At 63.6% G+C, this 15173-nt stretch carries 14 protein-coding genes and 1 other RNA gene; 7 read left to right on the top strand and 8 right to left on the bottom strand.

The annotated features are described in order from the left end of the window. Positions 1-3930: an AsmA family protein gene (locus MJ8_RS21195; protein WP_201410693.1), complete on the top strand. Its 3930-nt coding sequence runs from the start codon at positions 1-3 to the stop codon at positions 3928-3930. A 141-nt stretch (positions 3931-4071) separates the two neighbouring features. On the opposite strand, the gene MJ8_RS21190 is transcribed toward MJ8_RS21195, so the two are convergent. Beyond that, positions 4072-4500, bottom strand: a complete 429-nt coding sequence (locus MJ8_RS21190) for a MarR family winged helix-turn-helix transcriptional regulator (RefSeq protein WP_201410692.1) — start codon at positions 4498-4500, stop codon at positions 4072-4074. A 170-nt stretch (positions 4501-4670) separates the two neighbouring features. On the opposite strand from MJ8_RS21190, the gene MJ8_RS21185 reads away from it, so the two are divergent. After that, complete coding sequence (locus tag MJ8_RS21185; RefSeq protein ID WP_201410691.1) at positions 4671-6467, top strand: chloride channel protein; 1797 nt, start codon at positions 4671-4673, stop codon at positions 6465-6467. 147 nt (positions 6468-6614) lie between these two features. Continuing rightward, positions 6615-8297 carry a phospholipase D-like domain-containing protein gene (locus MJ8_RS21180; protein WP_201410690.1) on the top strand — a complete coding sequence of 561 codons (1683 nt, stop codon included), beginning with the start codon at positions 6615-6617 and terminating at the stop codon, positions 8295-8297. Between the two features lie 13 nt (positions 8298-8310). Here the strand turns inward: MJ8_RS21180 and MJ8_RS21175 are convergent, their stop codons facing one another. The 4 genes from MJ8_RS21175 to MJ8_RS21160 form a co-directional block, all read right to left on the bottom strand. Continuing rightward, positions 8311-8541 (bottom strand): ribbon-helix-helix domain-containing protein, encoded by a 231-nt coding sequence (locus tag MJ8_RS21175; RefSeq protein WP_201410689.1) that lies wholly within the window; start codon positions 8539-8541, stop codon positions 8311-8313. Positions 8542-8549: 8 nt separating this feature from the next. Further along, positions 8550-8747, bottom strand: coding sequence for a DUF4169 family protein (locus tag MJ8_RS21170; protein WP_201410688.1), 198 nt, complete (start codon positions 8745-8747; stop codon positions 8550-8552). A gap of 9 nt (positions 8748-8756) precedes the next feature. Next, on the bottom strand, positions 8757-9287 hold the full coding sequence (locus MJ8_RS21165) for an SspB family protein (RefSeq protein ID WP_201410687.1): 531 nt from the start codon (positions 9285-9287) through the stop codon (positions 8757-8759). A 116-nt stretch (positions 9288-9403) separates the two neighbouring features. Then, positions 9404-10087 (bottom strand): TetR/AcrR family transcriptional regulator, encoded by a 684-nt coding sequence (locus MJ8_RS21160; protein ID WP_201410686.1) that lies wholly within the window; start codon positions 10085-10087, stop codon positions 9404-9406. A 209-nt stretch (positions 10088-10296) separates the two neighbouring features. Between MJ8_RS21160 and MJ8_RS21155 the strand changes: the two genes are divergently transcribed. Further along, on the top strand, positions 10297-11502 hold the full coding sequence (locus MJ8_RS21155) for a multidrug effflux MFS transporter (RefSeq protein ID WP_201410685.1): 1206 nt from the start codon (positions 10297-10299) through the stop codon (positions 11500-11502). Between the two features lie 44 nt (positions 11503-11546). Here MJ8_RS21155 and MJ8_RS21150 read toward each other — a convergent pair whose 3' ends face one another. Together MJ8_RS21150 and ssrA are read right to left on the bottom strand one after the other, a co-directional pair. Then, positions 11547-12104 (bottom strand): AAA family ATPase, encoded by a 558-nt coding sequence (locus tag MJ8_RS21150; protein WP_201410684.1) that lies wholly within the window; start codon positions 12102-12104, stop codon positions 11547-11549. A 100-nt stretch (positions 12105-12204) separates the two neighbouring features. Beyond that, positions 12205-12565: a transfer-messenger RNA gene (ssrA, locus tag MJ8_RS21145) on the bottom strand. Positions 12566-12733: 168 nt separating this feature from the next. Here ssrA and MJ8_RS21140 point away from each other — a divergent pair. After that, positions 12734-13045, top strand: coding sequence for a DUF2853 family protein (locus MJ8_RS21140; protein WP_201410683.1), 312 nt, complete (start codon positions 12734-12736; stop codon positions 13043-13045). 141 nt (positions 13046-13186) lie between these two features. Beyond that, the gene (locus MJ8_RS21135) at positions 13187-13981 is read left to right on the top strand and encodes a thymidylate synthase (RefSeq protein WP_201410682.1); all 795 of its coding nucleotides are present in this window, start codon (positions 13187-13189) and stop codon (positions 13979-13981) included. A gap of 13 nt (positions 13982-13994) precedes the next feature. On the opposite strand, the gene MJ8_RS21130 is transcribed toward MJ8_RS21135, so the two are convergent. Further along, positions 13995-14204, bottom strand: a complete 210-nt coding sequence (locus MJ8_RS21130) for a TOBE domain-containing protein (protein WP_201410681.1) — start codon at positions 14202-14204, stop codon at positions 13995-13997. A gap of 153 nt (positions 14205-14357) precedes the next feature. Between MJ8_RS21130 and modA the strand changes: the two genes are divergently transcribed. Continuing rightward, positions 14358-15152, top strand: coding sequence for a molybdate ABC transporter substrate-binding protein (gene modA / locus MJ8_RS21125; RefSeq protein WP_201410680.1), 795 nt, complete (start codon positions 14358-14360; stop codon positions 15150-15152). Positions 15153-15173: the final 21 nt, after the last annotated feature.

Here is a 15173-nt window from a genome sequence, read left to right as displayed (position 1 = left end):
ATGCTCGCCCGCCTGTTCGTGATCTTCGGTGGCCTGTTCGTGCTGGTGCTGTGCGCGGCGCTGGTGGTGCCGTATTTCATCGACTGGACGGGCTACCGTAGCGATTTCGAGCGTGAGGCGAGCGCCATCCTCGGACGCAAGGTGACGGTGAAGGGCGATGCCACCGCGCGACTGTTGCCGTTTCCGTCGGTGACCTTCTCCAATGTCGAGGTCGCGGGCGGGCCGGAAGGTAAGCCGGCGATGACGGTCGAGACCTTTTCCATGGATGCCGAGCTCGCGCCGTTCCTGCGCGGCGAAGTGCTGATCTTCGACATGCGGCTGGTGCATCCCAAGGCCATCATCGATGTCGCCGGGAACGGCACCGTGGACTGGGCGATCCGGCCGTCGACGCCCTTCAACCCCGGCCAGATCGCCATCGAGAAGCTCTCGGTAACCGAGGGTCAGATCGAGCTTCGCCACGCCGCCGGCGGACGCAGCCACCTGATCTCGGAGATCAACTCGACCATTTCGGCCAAGGCGCTCACCGGTCCATGGCGCATGGACGGAACGCTGCGCTTCGACGGCCTGCGCACCGACGTTTCGGCCTCGACCGGCAAGGTGGAACCGGACGGCCAGATGCGGCTCAGGCTAAAAGCGGATCCGGATGCCTATCCGCTGATCATCGAAGCCGACGGCAACGCCGGCATCGTCAAGGGCGCCGCGGTCTATTCCGGCCAGTTCAAGATCTCGGGTGCGGACAAGAACTCGGCCGAGCTGCGCGGCAATGACGGCGAGCCGGTCAAGATCAGCACCGGCAAGCCGGATCCGGGCTTCCGGCTGAACGGCAAGTTCGCGCTCGACCACCAGAAGCTTAATGTCGACGAGTTCCGCTTCGAGACCGGGCCGCTCGACAATCCCTACACCGCCGACGGCAAGGCCTCGGTCGATCTCGGCCTGAAGCCGCATTTCGCGGTCGAGGCCAGCGGCGCGCAGGTGCAGTTCGACGAGGCGGTCGGCGGAGCCGCCGGCTCAGGCTTCACGCTCGACCAGCGCATCGCGGCCTTCGAGCAGGCGCTGCAGCATATGCCGAAGCCGACGATACCGGGCACGCTCGAGGTCAGGCTGCCGGCGGTGGTGGCGGGGGACACGACGGTGCGCGACGTGCGGCTGTCGGCCGAGCCGGTCGAAGGAGGCTGGTCGGTCAAGTCGCTTGCCGCGACGCTGCCTGGCCGCACGACGCTCGAAGCCGACGGCATGTTGAGCGTCGAGGACCATTTCGGCTTCACCGGCTCGCTGCTGCTCGCCGTCGGACAGCCTTCCGGCTTTGCCGCCTGGCTGTCGAAGGATGTCGACGAGGCCATCCGCAGGCTGCCCGCCGCGGGCTTCAAGGCCAAGGTCGATCTCAGCGAGAACCGGCAGTCCTTCAGCGATCTCGAACTGATCCTCGGCAAAGCGAAATTTTCCGGCAGCATCGATTCCAGCCAGCCAGACGGCGCCAGGCCTTCCGTGCTGCTGCGGCTCAGGGGCGGCGAAATGGATGTCGACGGGCTCGCCGCCTTCGCCTCGATCTTCATCAGCGACAAGGGCGCCAACCGCTTTTCGGACCGCGATCTCGATTTCCAGATCAAGGCGGGTCCCGTCAGCGCCGGCGGCTTGAGCGCCGACACCGTCGACACGGCGTTGCGGCTGCGCGAAGGCCTGCTCGAGATAGACCGTCTTTCGATCGGCGGCCTGGCCGGTGCCTCGATCAGCGCCACGGGCCGAATCAAGGATTTTCCGCAAAGCCCGACCGGCAAGCTCAACGCTTCCGTGGTGGCGGTGGATCTGAAGCCGCTGATCGATGTCGCGGCTCAGCATTATCCCGACAACGGCGTGCTCAAAGGCCTGGCCAGCCGCGCGGCGGCCTATCCCGAACTGTTCCAGGACGCGCGCATCGATCTCTTGACCAGCGCCGCCGACAATGGCGACGGCACGACGGGGCTGGCGCTCTCAGCCCAGGGCAAGGCGGGCGGCTCGGCCTTCTCGGCCTCGCTCTCCGGCAAGGGGACCGCGGACAAGCTTTCCGAGGCGCCGGTATCGATTACCTTCAACGCCCGCAACGACAACGCCACCACGCTGCTGGCGCTTTACGGCCTGCCGGCGCTGCCGCTCGGCATGCTCGGCCACGCCAACACCGATGTCTCGGCGAAAGGTACGGTCGCCGGCGGCCTCGCGACCAGCTTCAACCTGACGGCCGACGATTTCAGGGCAAGCTTCGACGGTACTGTCGCCGAGACGGCGCAAGGCGCCACCGCCAAGGGCAAGGTCAATCTCGACGCCGCCGATATCGAGCCGTGGCTGATGACGACGGGGGTGGGCCTGCCCGGCATGGGAACCGGCATGTCGACTTCGCTGGCGGCCGATGCCGATTTCGGCAACGGGCTTCTGGTGCTGAGCGGCCTCACCGGCTCGATCAACAAGGCGGCGGTGTCCGGCGACATCAACATCGACGCCAAGGATGGGTTGCCGCATCTTGCCGGGGCGCTGGCGCTCGACGAGTTCGACCTCGATCCGTTGGCGGTCTCGCTGTTCGGCGACCAGTCCTTCGCTCCCGCCAAGGGCGGATGGCCGACGACGCCGTTCAGCCAGAAGTCGACCCTGCCTTTCAACGCCGACCTCGATCTCAACACCTCGGCCCTCGCCGTCGGGCCATTCGCGACGGCGCATGACGCTTCATTCTCGCTGAAGCTCGATCGCGAAGGCATCCATGTCTCCGACCTCAAGGCGAAGCTCTATGGCGGCGATCTGACCGGCCTGTTCGACCTGAAGAACACGGAGGGTACCGGGCTGTTCTCCGGCCAAATGAGGCTGGCCGGCGGCGATCTTTCCTCGGTCCTGCCCGGCGCCGGCATTGGCGGCCGCGGCGATCTTTCGGCAGCGCTGTCGACCAGCGGCAAATCGGTCGACGCCATGATTGCGGCCCTGTCGGGATCCGGCACGGCGGCGCTGAAGGGGTTGCATGTGGACGGCATCAATCCGGACGGCCTTGCCGCCATCATCGCCAAGGCCGATGCGATCGGACGCGATATCGACGCGGCCAAAACGGCGGAGTTCGCACCGCAGATCGCCGGGGAGGGCAGCTTCGCCGCCGGTGACGCCGATGTCGCCTTCACCGTCGCCAACGGCACGCTGCGGGCGCCCCCGATCAGTCTCGACAATCCCGGCGCGACCTTGTCCGCCGACGTGACCGCCGATCTAAACACGAGCACGGTCACCGCAAAGGGAACCCTGACCTACCGTCCCGGCGACGAAGCTCTGGTCGGCTCGGAGCCTGCGGTGAATTTCAGCCTGGCCGGCCCGCTCGGGCCGACCGCGCCCCAATTCGACAGCGGTCCGCTGGCGCAGTTCCTGACGCAGCGTGCCCTGGAGAAGGAGCAGCAGCGGGTCGAGGCGATGCAGGCGGCGCTGCTCGAAAAGCAGCGGCTGCGGCGCGAGGTGCGCTATTACGCGGCGCTGCAGACGGAGCGCGACAAGGCGGCCGAGGAGTTGCGTCGGCAAGAGGAAGAGGCACGGCAGAAGGCCGAGGCGGAAGCCAGAGCCAAGGCCGAAGCGGAAGCGCAGGCACAGGCGGAAGCCGAGGCGAAGGCCAAGGCCGAGGAAGAGGCGAGGGCAAAGGCGGAAGCCGACGCCAGGGCGCAGGCCGAAGTGGACGCCAAGGCGAAGGCCGATGCACAGGCGAAGGCGGAGGCCGAGCAGCGGGCCGCGGACGAGGCGGCCAAAACGCAGGCCGAGGCCGATCGCAAGAAGGCGGAGCAGGCGAAGCTGGAAGCAGCGCGCAAGGCGGCCGAGCAAGCGCGGAAGGTCGACAGGTCGCTGCCCGGCGTCAACGACGGTTCGACCCCGGCGCCGGCGAAGCCGAAGGCCAACCCGTTCACGATCGACAATCTGTTGAAGTCGCTCGACGGCGGTTGAGCTTTTCGCAGCGCGCGGAGCGGAACCGGTCCGAATGTCCCGCGCGCCTTTCACGGTTTCACGGAAACGGTGAAATGCTCCATCTCCTTGTTTTTACGCAATTCCGGGCGGAAATCCGCTCACACTTTTCCTGGAATAGCTCTATGATTCTTCCTGGCGCGAAAGCAGACGCCGCAGCATCGGCTCGATGCGCGACAGCTCGTCGAGGTGTGCGGCCGACAGTTCGGCCAGGCGATCGTCGGCCAAAGGGGTGAGCTGCAGCAGCACACGCCGGTTGTCCGCCTTGTCCTGGCTCCTGACGACCAGTCCTGCCTCGGCAAGGCGGTTCACCAGTTCCACCGCGCTGTGGTGGCGGACGCGCAAACGCTCGGCGAGATCGCCCACCGCCACCGGTCCGCCGCCTGGAAATCCCTTGATCGCCAGCAGCGCCTGGTGCTGGCGCGGCGTCAGGCCCGCCTCGTTGGCCTGGACCTGGCTGAATTCGAGAAAGCGACGGATCAGGTAACGGAACTGCGACAGCCGCTGGTAGTCGGCCTGACTGATGGCGGGGCGTGGTTTCTGCGGCGTCATTCCCCGACTTATGGTCCTTTCCCGCAAAAGCTCAACAGCCTGTCGCGATCCCTGTCCAAAATGACGCGGCGCGGGAAGCGAAAACGGCTTGAAGATTTATATCGTATTACGATATGAGGCCTCCTGAAACCGGATGGCCTTTGCGCCGCCAGAAAGTTCAGGCTCCCAAAATGAAATCCACTCACGCCGGCAACGGCCATCTTCGCGACTTCACGACCGATCCGCGCGTGCTCATCATCGCGGCCATCGCCGTGGTGGTGGCGACCGCCGGGCTCCTTGCCGGCATCGTGCTTCTGCAGCTCATCCGTCTGGCCACCAACATCGCCTATTTCGGCCAGTTCTCGCTGGCCGACCTCAAGCTCGAGGATACGCCGCTTGGGCTTGCCGCCGTGCTCGTGCCGGTGGTCGGCGCGCTGATCATCGGCCTGATGGCGCGCTTCGGCAGCGAGAAGATCCGTGGCCACGGCATTCCCGAGGCCATCGAGGCGATCCTGCTCGGGCGCTCGCGGCTCGACGCCAAGGTCGCGGTGCTGAAGCCGCTGTCGTCGGCGATCTCGATCGGCTCGGGCGGGCCGTTTGGCGCCGAAGGCCCGATCATCATGACCGGCGGCGCCATCGGCTCGCTGATCGCGCAGATGCTGCCGGTCAGCGACAATGAGCGCAAGACGCTGCTGGTGGCGGGCGCCGCAGCCGGAATGACGACGGTGTTCGGCACGCCGATCGCCGCCATCATGCTCGCCGTCGAGCTGCTTTTGTTCGAATGGACGCCGCGCAGCTTCATCCCGGTCGCCGTCGCCGCAATCGTCGCGGAAGTCGAGCGCACCCTGCTGCACCTGCCGGGCCCGATTTTCCCGTTCTCCGGAACCATGGAAGCATCGATCGCGGGGCTCGGCGGTTGGGTGCTGGTCGGCATCGCCGCCGGGCTGCTTTCGGGACTGCTGACGCAACTGGTCTATCGGTGCGAAGATGCCTTCCAGAAACTGCCCATACACTGGATGTGGTGGCCGATGATCGGCGGCCTGGTGGTCGGCATCGGCGGGCTGATCGAGCCGCACGCGCTCGGTGTCGGCTACGACAACATCGCCAACATGCTCGACGGCCGCACGGTCGCCACAGCGGCGCTGCTGCTCCTTGTGGTGAAGGCCGTCATCTGGGCGGTGGCGCTGGGATCCGGAACTTCGGGCGGCGTTCTGGCGCCGCTGCTCATCATGGGCGGCGCGATGGGCGCGGTGCTTTCGGGCATCCTGCCCGAGGCGACCCCCGGCTTCTGGCCGCTGCTGGCGATGGCGGCGACCATGGGCGGCACCATGCGCGCGCCGCTGACGGCGACCTTCTTCGCCACCGAGCTCACCGGCAACACGCATGTGCTGGTGCCGCTGATCGCGGCCTGCGCGACCGCGCACGCGGTCACCGTGCTGTTGATGAAGCGCTCGATCCTGACCGAGAAGGTGGCGCGGCGCGGGCACCATCTCGTGCGCGAATACCGCGTCGATCCGTTCGCCCTGACCAGGGTCAAGGAAGTGATGACAACCGAGGTCGAGAGCGTGCCGGCGACGATGACGCTGCATGGCGCGGCGTCCTTCCTGACCGCGCCGGACACGCGGCATCCGAGCTTCCCGGTGATCGACGAGGCGGGCCGTGTGCTCGGCGTGATCGATCCGCCGGCGATCCTGCGCTGGCGGCGCTCGGGGATGCACCGCAAGGCGACGCTTGGCGAGTTGCTCGCCGGCAGCAAGATCACCCTCGCTTATCCGGACGAATATCTGGAGGCGCTTTCCGACAAGCTGCTGACGGCCAATATCTCGCATCTGCCGGTTGTCTCACGCGAGGATGAACGGCTCATCGGCTATATCGGCTGGAAAGACATGATGCGGGTAAGGTCGAAAAAGCAGGCGGAGGAGCGCGACCGTTCGGCACTGCTCAGTTTCGGCGCAAGGCGCAAGACGCGCCAGGGTATAGCCAGCTAAGTAATTGGCAGAAATATCCAAGAAACGGTTCAGTTCTTGGAGTGCCGAATTGTGCGTCTACTTAACGTTTTAGCAAACCCTGTTACATTGATGCGCCTCGCGAATACCGCAATCCGCGGATATCGCTACTATGTTTCGGGGGAAGCAATGAGAAATCGACAGCAAAATGGCGGGCTCTCGGTCAATGCAGTAGCTGGATCGCATGTCGTCATGCTCGGAATAAACATTACTGAACCAATGCGCGATGGACTACGCGGCTTCGGTATCAGGCGCACCGACCCCAACGAGGGTGAAATCTATTGGATGTCCGGAACCAAGGTTTTCGAGAGTATCGAGCCTCATCCGGCGCCGGGCAGACAATATTCTAGTTTGCATCATCCGTTCCAGAGCTTTCAGTGGGCCGACTACAGTGCGAAGCCCAACTACAAATATACCTACACCATAGTTGCGATGTATGGTGCTCCCTCCGCTCTCGAACAGCGCGTTTCGGTGGACGTCGAGGTCACGACCGAGCCGACGGAAGGGGCGAAACACACCGTCAATTTCAATCGCGGTTCACCGGCTACCCAGGAGTATGCCCGGCGCTTTCAAAACAGGATGCCCGCTGAGATCGGGCAAGCGGCCTATGACTGGCTTTCGCGTGGTCTCGTCGAGAGCATCGTTACCTTCATACGACGCGCGGTGGATGACAGCTTCAGCTTGAAAGGAGCCTTCTACGAGTTCCAATGGCCAAGCGTGCTCAATGAATTGCGAGCAGCCAAGGGGCGCGGCGTCGATGTCTCGGTGGTCTTCGACGACATCGACAACGCCACCGGACCGCACGGCAAGAACGAGGCAGCGATTGCCGGCACAAAGATCAAGTCGATCACCACGCCTCGCACCAGAGGCACATTGATGCATAACAAGTTCCTGGTTCTGAGCCGCAACGGCGCGCCTCAGGCCGTGCTGTTCGGATCGACCAATCTCACCGAGAACGGCCTTTTCGGGCATGCAAATTGCACGCATATCACCGAGGACAAAGATATCGCGACCAAGTATCTCGCCTTTAACGACAAGCTCAAAACGGACCCGGACACTTCAAGAGGCAGTACGTACAAGACCTGGACGATCGAGCAAACGCCTGCACCCGCCACGGATTTCGTCGATGGAATGGCGCCGGTCTTTTCTCCGCGCGCCAATATCGACGCGCTGGATTGGTACGGGCAACTGGCCGGCGGCGCCAAAGACGCACTCTTCATGACATTTGCGTTCGGCATGAACGAGACGTTCCGCGATGTTTACGGGAAGGACGATCGCGTTCTGCGTTTCGGCTTGATGGAGAAGGAGTGGAACGGGAAAAACAAGGATGCCCAGGTGGCCGCGATACGCAAGCTTCAGGCGCGCCCCAACGTTGTCATAGCCATCGGCAATCGCATTGGCCTGAACAATTTTGATCAATGGCTGAAGGAGCTCGATCGAATAACCTCGCCGGTCAACGTGCACTGGGTGCATCTCAAATTTATGCTTGTCGATCCGTTGTCGGACCAGCCGATGGTCGTGACGGGGTCGGCGAATTTCAGCGAAGCGAGCACAAAAACCAACGATGAGAACATGCTCGTCATCGAGCGGGATACGCGCGTGGCCGACATATATCTGGGCGAATATATGCGGCTCTATTCACACTACGCTTTCCGCGAGGCGGTCCGGATATTCCTTGAGAAGAATCCGAATGCGAAGCCGGAAAATATGAAGCAGGGTTTCCTGATCGAAAAAGAGGACTGGACGGCGTCCTATTTCGACCCCGAGGACAAGAGCGCGCGAATGGCTCGCCGCTTGTATTTCGCGGGCTGAGCGGCGGCGACGATCAAGGCGCGCTGCCCGCGCTGCGTTTCGCCCAGGCGAGCACATAGAGCCTCAGCGCCGACGACAGGTTGGCGTCGCGGGTGCGCGTCTCGTCGATCTCGGCGACCAACGCCGCGAGCGACAGCGAACGCTGCGCGGCGATGGCGATGAGATCGTCATAGAAGGGCTGTTCGAGCGAAAAGCTTGTGCGGTGACCGCGGATCGTAACCGAACGTTTTTCGACCGCGGCCATTGCAGGACTCAGCGCTTGCCGGGGTCGTCGGGCTTTTCCCGGCGATGGCCGGCCACGAATTTCTCGGCCTTCTCCGACGTCAGCCGATCACGCTCGCGCTCCGTCTTCGAGCGGCCGTGCAGTGCCCGGTTCTCGCTCGCCTGGCGTTCCTTCTCGGTGCGCGCTTTCTGCTTGCGGGCCTGGCGGAGATTGACGACCTCGCCCATGGCGCCGCGCTACTTCTTGCGGAAGGCGTCGAGCGAGACGACGTCGGCGCCCTTGCCGCCGGTCTCGGCGACCGCCGGCTTCTTTTCGGTCTCGGCGGCTTTCTTCTTCGTTTCCGCCTTCTTCTCCGGCACGACGGCAACCGGTTCGGGCGCCGGAGCGGCGGCCTCGTCCTCGGCGCCCTCCGTCTTGACGTCGAACTCGAGCTCGAAATTGACCGACGGATCGTAGAAGCCGCGCACGGCGGAGAAGGGGATTTCGAGCTTTTCGGGAACGTCGGAGAAGGAAAGCCCGACCTCGAAGCCGGCATCCGTCACCTTGAGGTCCCAATACTGGAACTGGATGACGATCGTCATCTGCTCCGGATAGCGTTCGCGCAGCCTTGAGGAGATGCGCACGCCGGGCGCGCCGGTCAGGAAGGTGATGAAGAAATGATGATTGCCCGGAAGGCCAGTGCGCGCGACCTCGGCCAGGACCTTGCGCATGACGCCGCGCAGAGCCTCCTGGGCCAGAATGTCGTAGCGGATATGGTCGTCGGCCATGTGATGGTCGGGTTCCGTTGAATCGTCCGCATAGCTGTAATCAAGCTTGAGCGCGGCGTAAACCGCATATAGGCGCAAAGGCGTGAGGCCAAGAGGGGTGTCGGCGATTTGATCGCTCAGGCGTGAACGAGCGCCGCCTGTTTGCCGGCTGGCGACTTCTTCCTGGCAAAGGCGCTGAGGAAGGTCCGCACGCCATTGGTAGCGGAGCGCAACACCTCTTCCTCGGTCGGCGTGCCGCCGAGCATGAAAGTGATCTGAAGCTCGGCGTTGACGAGGGCGAGGAACTGACGCGCCGCGACATCGGGATCGCCGATCGCGAGATGCCCGGCGAAGGCAAGCCGGGCGAAGCGCGCGGCAAGCGCCGACCAGGTGGGGCCAGGCCCCTGTTCGCGCCATTCGGCAAACAGTTCCGGGTAACGCTCGCCTTCCGCCTGGATCAGCTTGCGCAGGAAACGGCCGTCGCGGTTGCAGATGCAGTTGCGGTTCATGCGCACCGCGAACGCGATCAGGTCGGCTTCCAGGTCCGTAGGCTGGTCGGGAAAGCTGGCGATGGTGGCGAAGATGCCGGCATTGCAGCGCTCCGTCAGGTCGCGCACGACGGCGACGAAGAGCTTTTCCTTGTCGCCGTGATGGTTGTAGACGGTCTGGCGCGAGACGCCGGCCTCGGCCGCGATCAGGTCGATATTGGCGCCGGCATAGCCTTCGCGGCAGAAGACGGACGCGGCCGCATCCACCACCGACACGCGCTTGGCCTCGTGGCTGCGTGGCGGGAAAGTGTCAGGAGAAACGCCGTGCTTCATGAAAATCTATATAGCGGTGATTGACGAATTGGACAAGCCTGTCTAAATTTGTGGACACAAACAAAGGGGAATCCCGCTGAAGAGATGAATATGTTCGCCTGAAGGGCGAATGAATTCACTCTGAAATGTAGGATTTCCCGCGGGATGGAACGTCCTGGGTTCAGACGCCGGTATTCGCGGCGGCAACCAGATCCGAAAAAGAGCTTATCATGAGTCCCAAATTCCTCCGCATCGCGGTCGTGCTCGGCTTGTTGTCTGCGATCGGCCCGTTCGCGATCGATATGTATCTCCCCGCGCTGCCTTCGATCGGCCAGGACCTGCATGCCGGCACCGCCGCCGTGCAGATGAGCCTTTTGATCTTCTTCCTGTCGATGGGTTTCGGGCAGATCGTCGTCGGGCCGATCTCCGACATGGTCGGCCGCAAGGCGCCGCTTTATGCCGGCCTTGCGCTGTTCATGATCGGCGGCGTCGGCTCGGCGATGGCACCCAACATCGAATGGCTGATCGCCTTCCGCTTCCTGCAGGGCCTCGGCGCCAGCGCCGGCATGGCGGTGCCGCGCGCCATCGTGCGCGACCTGCATACCGGCAACGAGGCCGCCAAGCTGATGTCGCTTCTGATGCTGGTGTTCTCGGTGTCGCCGATCCTGGCGCCGCTGACCGGCAGCCAGATCATCGAAAGCTTCGGCTGGCGCGCTGTGTTCTGGACCGTGACGGGCGCCGCGGCGCTCGCAACGATCCTGCTTGCCACCTCGCTCAAGGAGACGCGGCCGGTCGAAGAGCGCGCCGGCTCGTCCTTCGGCACGGCGCTTGCCGGCTACCGCTACCTGATGGGAGACCGCAATTTCCTGGGCCTTGTGGCGATCGCCGGCTTCGGCATCGCGAGCTTCTTCGTCTATCTGTCGAGTTCGTCCTTCATCCTGATCGACCATTACGGCCTGTCGCCGTCGGTCTACAGCGTGTTCTTCTCGATCAACGCGGTCGCCTTCATCGGCATGTCGCAGCTGACTGGGCTCTTGGCCGATCGCTTCGGGTTGAAGCGCGTGGTGTGGGTGGCGGTCACCGGCTATGCCACGGTGATGGTGGCGCTGTTCGCGATCATGGCCTCCGGCGTCGACCGGCTCGACGTGATGGCGGCGCTGCTCTTCGTGGGCTACGGCTTCCTTGGCCTGGTCATCCCGACCACCTCGGTGCTGGCGATGGAAGAGCATGGCGAGATCGCCGGCACGGCGTCGGCGCTGATGGGCACGCTGCATTTTGCCATCGGCGCGCTGGCCATGGGCATCGCCGGCATCTTCTTCGACGGCACGCCGCTGCCGATGGTGGCGGGCATCACGCTCTGCGCCGTGATCTCGTTCACGCTGGCCAAGCTGACGCTCGGCCGCGCGCGCGAAGCGGTCGAGGCCCCGGCGGAGTAGGGCGCCTCGAAACAACATGAAAAAGGCCGGCCTGCCCGGCCTTTTTATGTCTGTCGCAACGCCGCCTGATCAATGACGAAGCGCATCCGCTCCTCGATCGGAGCGAGGGGCAACGACACCAGCTCGTAGCCGAGCTCCGCATAGACGCCGGTCACGAAACGGAATGTGCGCTCGGCCTCGTCGAGCGTCTGCTTGCGCTCCTCATCCTGGGTGAAGATCTCCGGCCAGGGCGGTGCGACGAAGACGCGGCGCGCGTAGCGGAATTTTCGCGCCGCGCTTGCGACGTGGTCCGGCACGGGCAGGCCGCAGAGCCTGAGATAGCCGATCGTATCTGGCGCGCCGCGGTCGAAGAAGACCGGACCGGGCTCGGCATGCGCGGCTTGCCAGGAGCGCAGCTCCCACGACAGCATCAGCTCGGCGAAGAGCGCGCGGTCCTGCCAGGGAAGGGCAGGGCCGCCGATGGCCATCTGGTCGCGGATGATGCCGCGGCCGGCCTCGGGGGCCGTCGCGAGGCCCTGGGCCTGCAGCGCCTCGATCAGCGTGGTCTTGCCGGAGCCGGGGCCTCCGGTCAGCACGAAGAATCGGTCGGAATCGTTTTGCATCGTTTGTCCATGGAGGATGAGCGGCAAGGCTGCGCGCCGCGCATCGAGCGCCGGACGAGCCTCGGCCGTCAGTTGTTTGGGGAGAAGCAAAAAGGGGGAAGGTGGAGGTTTCTGTTGCCAGGTACCTCCGAACCCCGCCTAGAAGTGCGAACCGCTAGGACTTGATTTGAAGCGTTCGCGCCGCATTAAGCAGCGAGACGAGCTTCCGCATAGTTGTCGTTGGCAACTATAAGTTTAGCCCGATGACGGTGGTACAATGCCGGGCGAAAGTACGATCTTTACACCTTCGTCGATCCTATTTCGCCCCCAGCAAAAGCCGCTCCATCAGCCAGAGCGGTTTTTGGTGGAGGCGCCGGGTACCGCCCCCGGGTCCGAACGGCTTATTTCATCGCCTGTTTATCGCCATAGTCGGTCAAGCCGACGAAGCGAATATAGGGAGCGGTGAGGGAAAAATAAAGGCCAAACCGGCGCTTATCCGGTTATGCCAAACTGTGCAGCCAAGGGTTGACTTGCGCGCCTACTCAATCAAATCTCGCTCCCGGTGAGGAGTCTCTGACCTAGCGCACAGGTTGCGCGGCGCGCCACAACCCTCATCGACCGGATCCGTGGCGCCGACGAGGGGAAGTTCGATGGCCGACTATCTTGCGGATGTGAAGAAATACGATGCCGGCGCCAGCGCCGACGCGGTCGATAAGATCGTCAAACATTTGGGCATTGCGCTCAGGAACCGCGATTCCTCGCTGGTCTCCTGCACCGACCCGAAGGAACTCGACCGCGTGCGGGAGAACTGGATCGGCAAGAAGCTCGGCGTTGCCGATGCCGCAAAAGCCAACGCGGCGATCGAGAAGACCTGCAAGGCGATGCATGCCGACAACACCAAGAGCCGCGTGACCTTCTATTATCTGGTCGCCAAGGATCTCGGCAAACTCGGCTCCCTCTGAGGCCGTACGTTCCGCAGCCGGCACGCAACCGTGCCGGCACCGTGGACTTTTGGCGCGATCCACATCCGCGGCCTGCTTTGCGGTGTTCGACGGGCTGTCGGTCGGGTATGATTGGCTGTCACCCGAATCGAGGCGAAACCGATGCGCCAATATCTCGACCTGTTGAAGCATGTGCTGGAGAACGGCGTCGACCGCGGCGACCGCACCGGCACCGGCACGCGCTCGGTGTTCGGCTACCAGATGCGCTTCGACCTTTCGCGCGGCTTTCCGGTCACAACCACCAAGAAGCTGCATCTGAAGTCGATCATCCACGAGCTTCTGTGGTTCCTGGCCGGCGACACCAACATCAAATATCTCAACGACAACGGCGTCACCATCTGGGACGAATGGGCCGACGAGAACGGCGATCTCGGCCCGGTCTATGGCAAGCAGTGGCGCTCCTGGCCGGACGGGCATGGTGGCGAGATCGACCAGATCGCGGGCCTTTTGAAGGAGATACGGCGGAATCCCAACTCGCGCCGGCTGATCGTCTCGGCCTGGAATCCGGCCGAGGTCGAGGCGATGGCGCTGCCGCCCTGCCACTGCCTGTTCCAGTTCTATGTTTCGGAAGGCCGGCTCTCCTGCCAGCTTTACCAGCGCTCTGGCGACATCTTCCTCGGCGTCCCGTTCAACATAGCTTCCTATGCCCTGCTCACCATGATGGTGGCGCAGGTGACCGGGCTGAAGCCCGGCGACTTCGTGCACACGCTCGGCGACGCGCATCTTTATTCGAACCATTTCGAGCAGGCGCGCGAGCAGATGCGGCGCACGCCCAAGGCTCTGCCGACGATGTGGATCAATCCGGAGGTGAAGGACCTCTTCGCTTTCCGCTTCGAGGATTTCCGCCTCGAAAATTATTTCGCGGATGCCAACATCAAGGCGCCAATCGCGGTATGAGCCAGCCTTCGGCTCAGTCGGTGCCGACCATGACGTCCGAGGCCTTGATCACCGCATAGGCCTGCTTGCCTTTTTCGAGCGCAAGATCGGCGACCGCCTCGTTGGTGATCGAGGAGGTGACGATGACGCCGCCTCCGATGTCGATCCTGACATGCGAGGTGGTCGCTCCCTTGACGATCTCGGTCACCTTACCCTTCAGGATATTGCGGGCGCTGATCTTCATCCGTCTCTCCTTTGCGCTTCGCATCCATCGTAGGCCGAGACAACGCCGGCGCACAATGCCGCGACAGGCAAAAGGCCTTTCCTTGTTATGTTCATCCGGATATATCGGTCTGAGGCCTTGAGCCGAACGGATTTGAAACCAGGGAGAGACTTCATGACGGGCAAGGGTTTCGGGTTGAAGGCGATCGCTCTTGGAGGTTTCACGGCAATGCTGATGGCTGCGGTGCCGGCGGCCCATGCCGACGGCAAGGTCGTCGTGTTCGCCGCGGCGAGCCTCAAGGATGCGCTCGACGCTGTCAACAAAGCCTGCGAGCCGGAAGTCGGCGAAGCCGCCACCATTTCCTACGCGGCAAGCTCGGCTCTGGCCAAGCAGATCGAAGGCGGCGCGCCGGCCGACGTCTTCGTATCGGCCGACCTCGACTGGATGAAATATCTCTCCGACAAGAAGCTGACCAAGCCGGACACCGAAGTGAAGCTGCTCGGTAACCAGATCGTGCTCGTGGCCCCGAAGGACTCCAAAGTCGAGACCAAAGTCGAGAAAAGCTTCGACCTTGCCAAACTGATCGGCGACGGCAAGCTTGCCATGGGCGATTTCAAGGCCGTACCCGCCGGCAAATACGGCAAGGCGGCGCTGGAATCGTTGGGCGTCTGGCCGTCGGTCGAGGGCAAGGTCGCGCAGGCCGAGAATGTGCGTGCAGCGTTGAAGCTGGTGTCGACGGGCGAGGCGGCGCTGGGCATCGTCTACGCCACCGACGCGCATGCCGAGAAAGGCGTCAAGGTGGTCGGCACCTTCCCGGAAGATTCGCACCCGCCAATCATCTACCCGATTGCCCAGACCGCCGATTCGAAGGACAAGGATACGGCTGCCTTCCTGAAATGCGTCGAGTCGGCCAAGGCCGCCGAGCTCTTCAAGGAGCAGGGTTTTACGGTGCTCGCGCCGAGCAACTGAGAAAGACCGCGCAAACACTGA

Origin of the sequence: Mesorhizobium sp. J8 (assembly GCF_016591715.1) — a bacterium.
Taxonomy (GTDB): domain Bacteria; phylum Pseudomonadota; class Alphaproteobacteria; order Rhizobiales; family Rhizobiaceae; genus Mesorhizobium.
Note: the sequence above shows the minus strand (reverse complement) of the source record. Positions and strands in the feature narration are given on the sequence as shown.

What these genes read in the sequence shown, in the direction of transcription:
- modA (WP_201410680.1), top strand. Translation starts at nt 14,358, where the DNA reads ATGACGGGCAAGGGTTTCGGGTTGAAGGCGATCGCTCTTGGAGGTTTC.
- MJ8_RS21190 (WP_201410692.1), bottom strand. Translation starts at nt 4,500, where the DNA reads ATGACGCCGCAGAAACCACGCCCCGCCATCAGTCAGGCCGACTACCAG.
- MJ8_RS21170 (WP_201410688.1), bottom strand. Translation starts at nt 8,747, where the DNA reads ATGGGCGAGGTCGTCAATCTCCGCCAGGCCCGCAAGCAGAAAGCGCGC.
- MJ8_RS21150 (WP_201410684.1), bottom strand. Translation starts at nt 12,104, where the DNA reads ATGCAAAACGATTCCGACCGATTCTTCGTGCTGACCGGAGGCCCCGGC.
- MJ8_RS21185 (WP_201410691.1), top strand. Translation starts at nt 4,671, where the DNA reads ATGAAATCCACTCACGCCGGCAACGGCCATCTTCGCGACTTCACGACC.
- MJ8_RS21130 (WP_201410681.1), bottom strand. Translation starts at nt 14,204, where the DNA reads ATGAAGATCAGCGCCCGCAATATCCTGAAGGGTAAGGTGACCGAGATC.
- MJ8_RS21140 (WP_201410683.1), top strand. Translation starts at nt 12,734, where the DNA reads ATGGCCGACTATCTTGCGGATGTGAAGAAATACGATGCCGGCGCCAGC.
- MJ8_RS21180 (WP_201410690.1), top strand. Translation starts at nt 6,615, where the DNA reads ATGAGAAATCGACAGCAAAATGGCGGGCTCTCGGTCAATGCAGTAGCT.
- MJ8_RS21160 (WP_201410686.1), bottom strand. Translation starts at nt 10,087, where the DNA reads ATGAAGCACGGCGTTTCTCCTGACACTTTCCCGCCACGCAGCCACGAG.
- MJ8_RS21165 (WP_201410687.1), bottom strand. Translation starts at nt 9,287, where the DNA reads ATGGCCGACGACCATATCCGCTACGACATTCTGGCCCAGGAGGCTCTG.
- MJ8_RS21135 (WP_201410682.1), top strand. Translation starts at nt 13,187, where the DNA reads ATGCGCCAATATCTCGACCTGTTGAAGCATGTGCTGGAGAACGGCGTC.
- MJ8_RS21195 (WP_201410693.1), top strand. Translation starts at nt 1, where the DNA reads ATGCTCGCCCGCCTGTTCGTGATCTTCGGTGGCCTGTTCGTGCTGGTG.
- MJ8_RS21155 (WP_201410685.1), top strand. Translation starts at nt 10,297, where the DNA reads ATGAGTCCCAAATTCCTCCGCATCGCGGTCGTGCTCGGCTTGTTGTCT.
- MJ8_RS21175 (WP_201410689.1), bottom strand. Translation starts at nt 8,541, where the DNA reads ATGGCCGCGGTCGAAAAACGTTCGGTTACGATCCGCGGTCACCGCACA.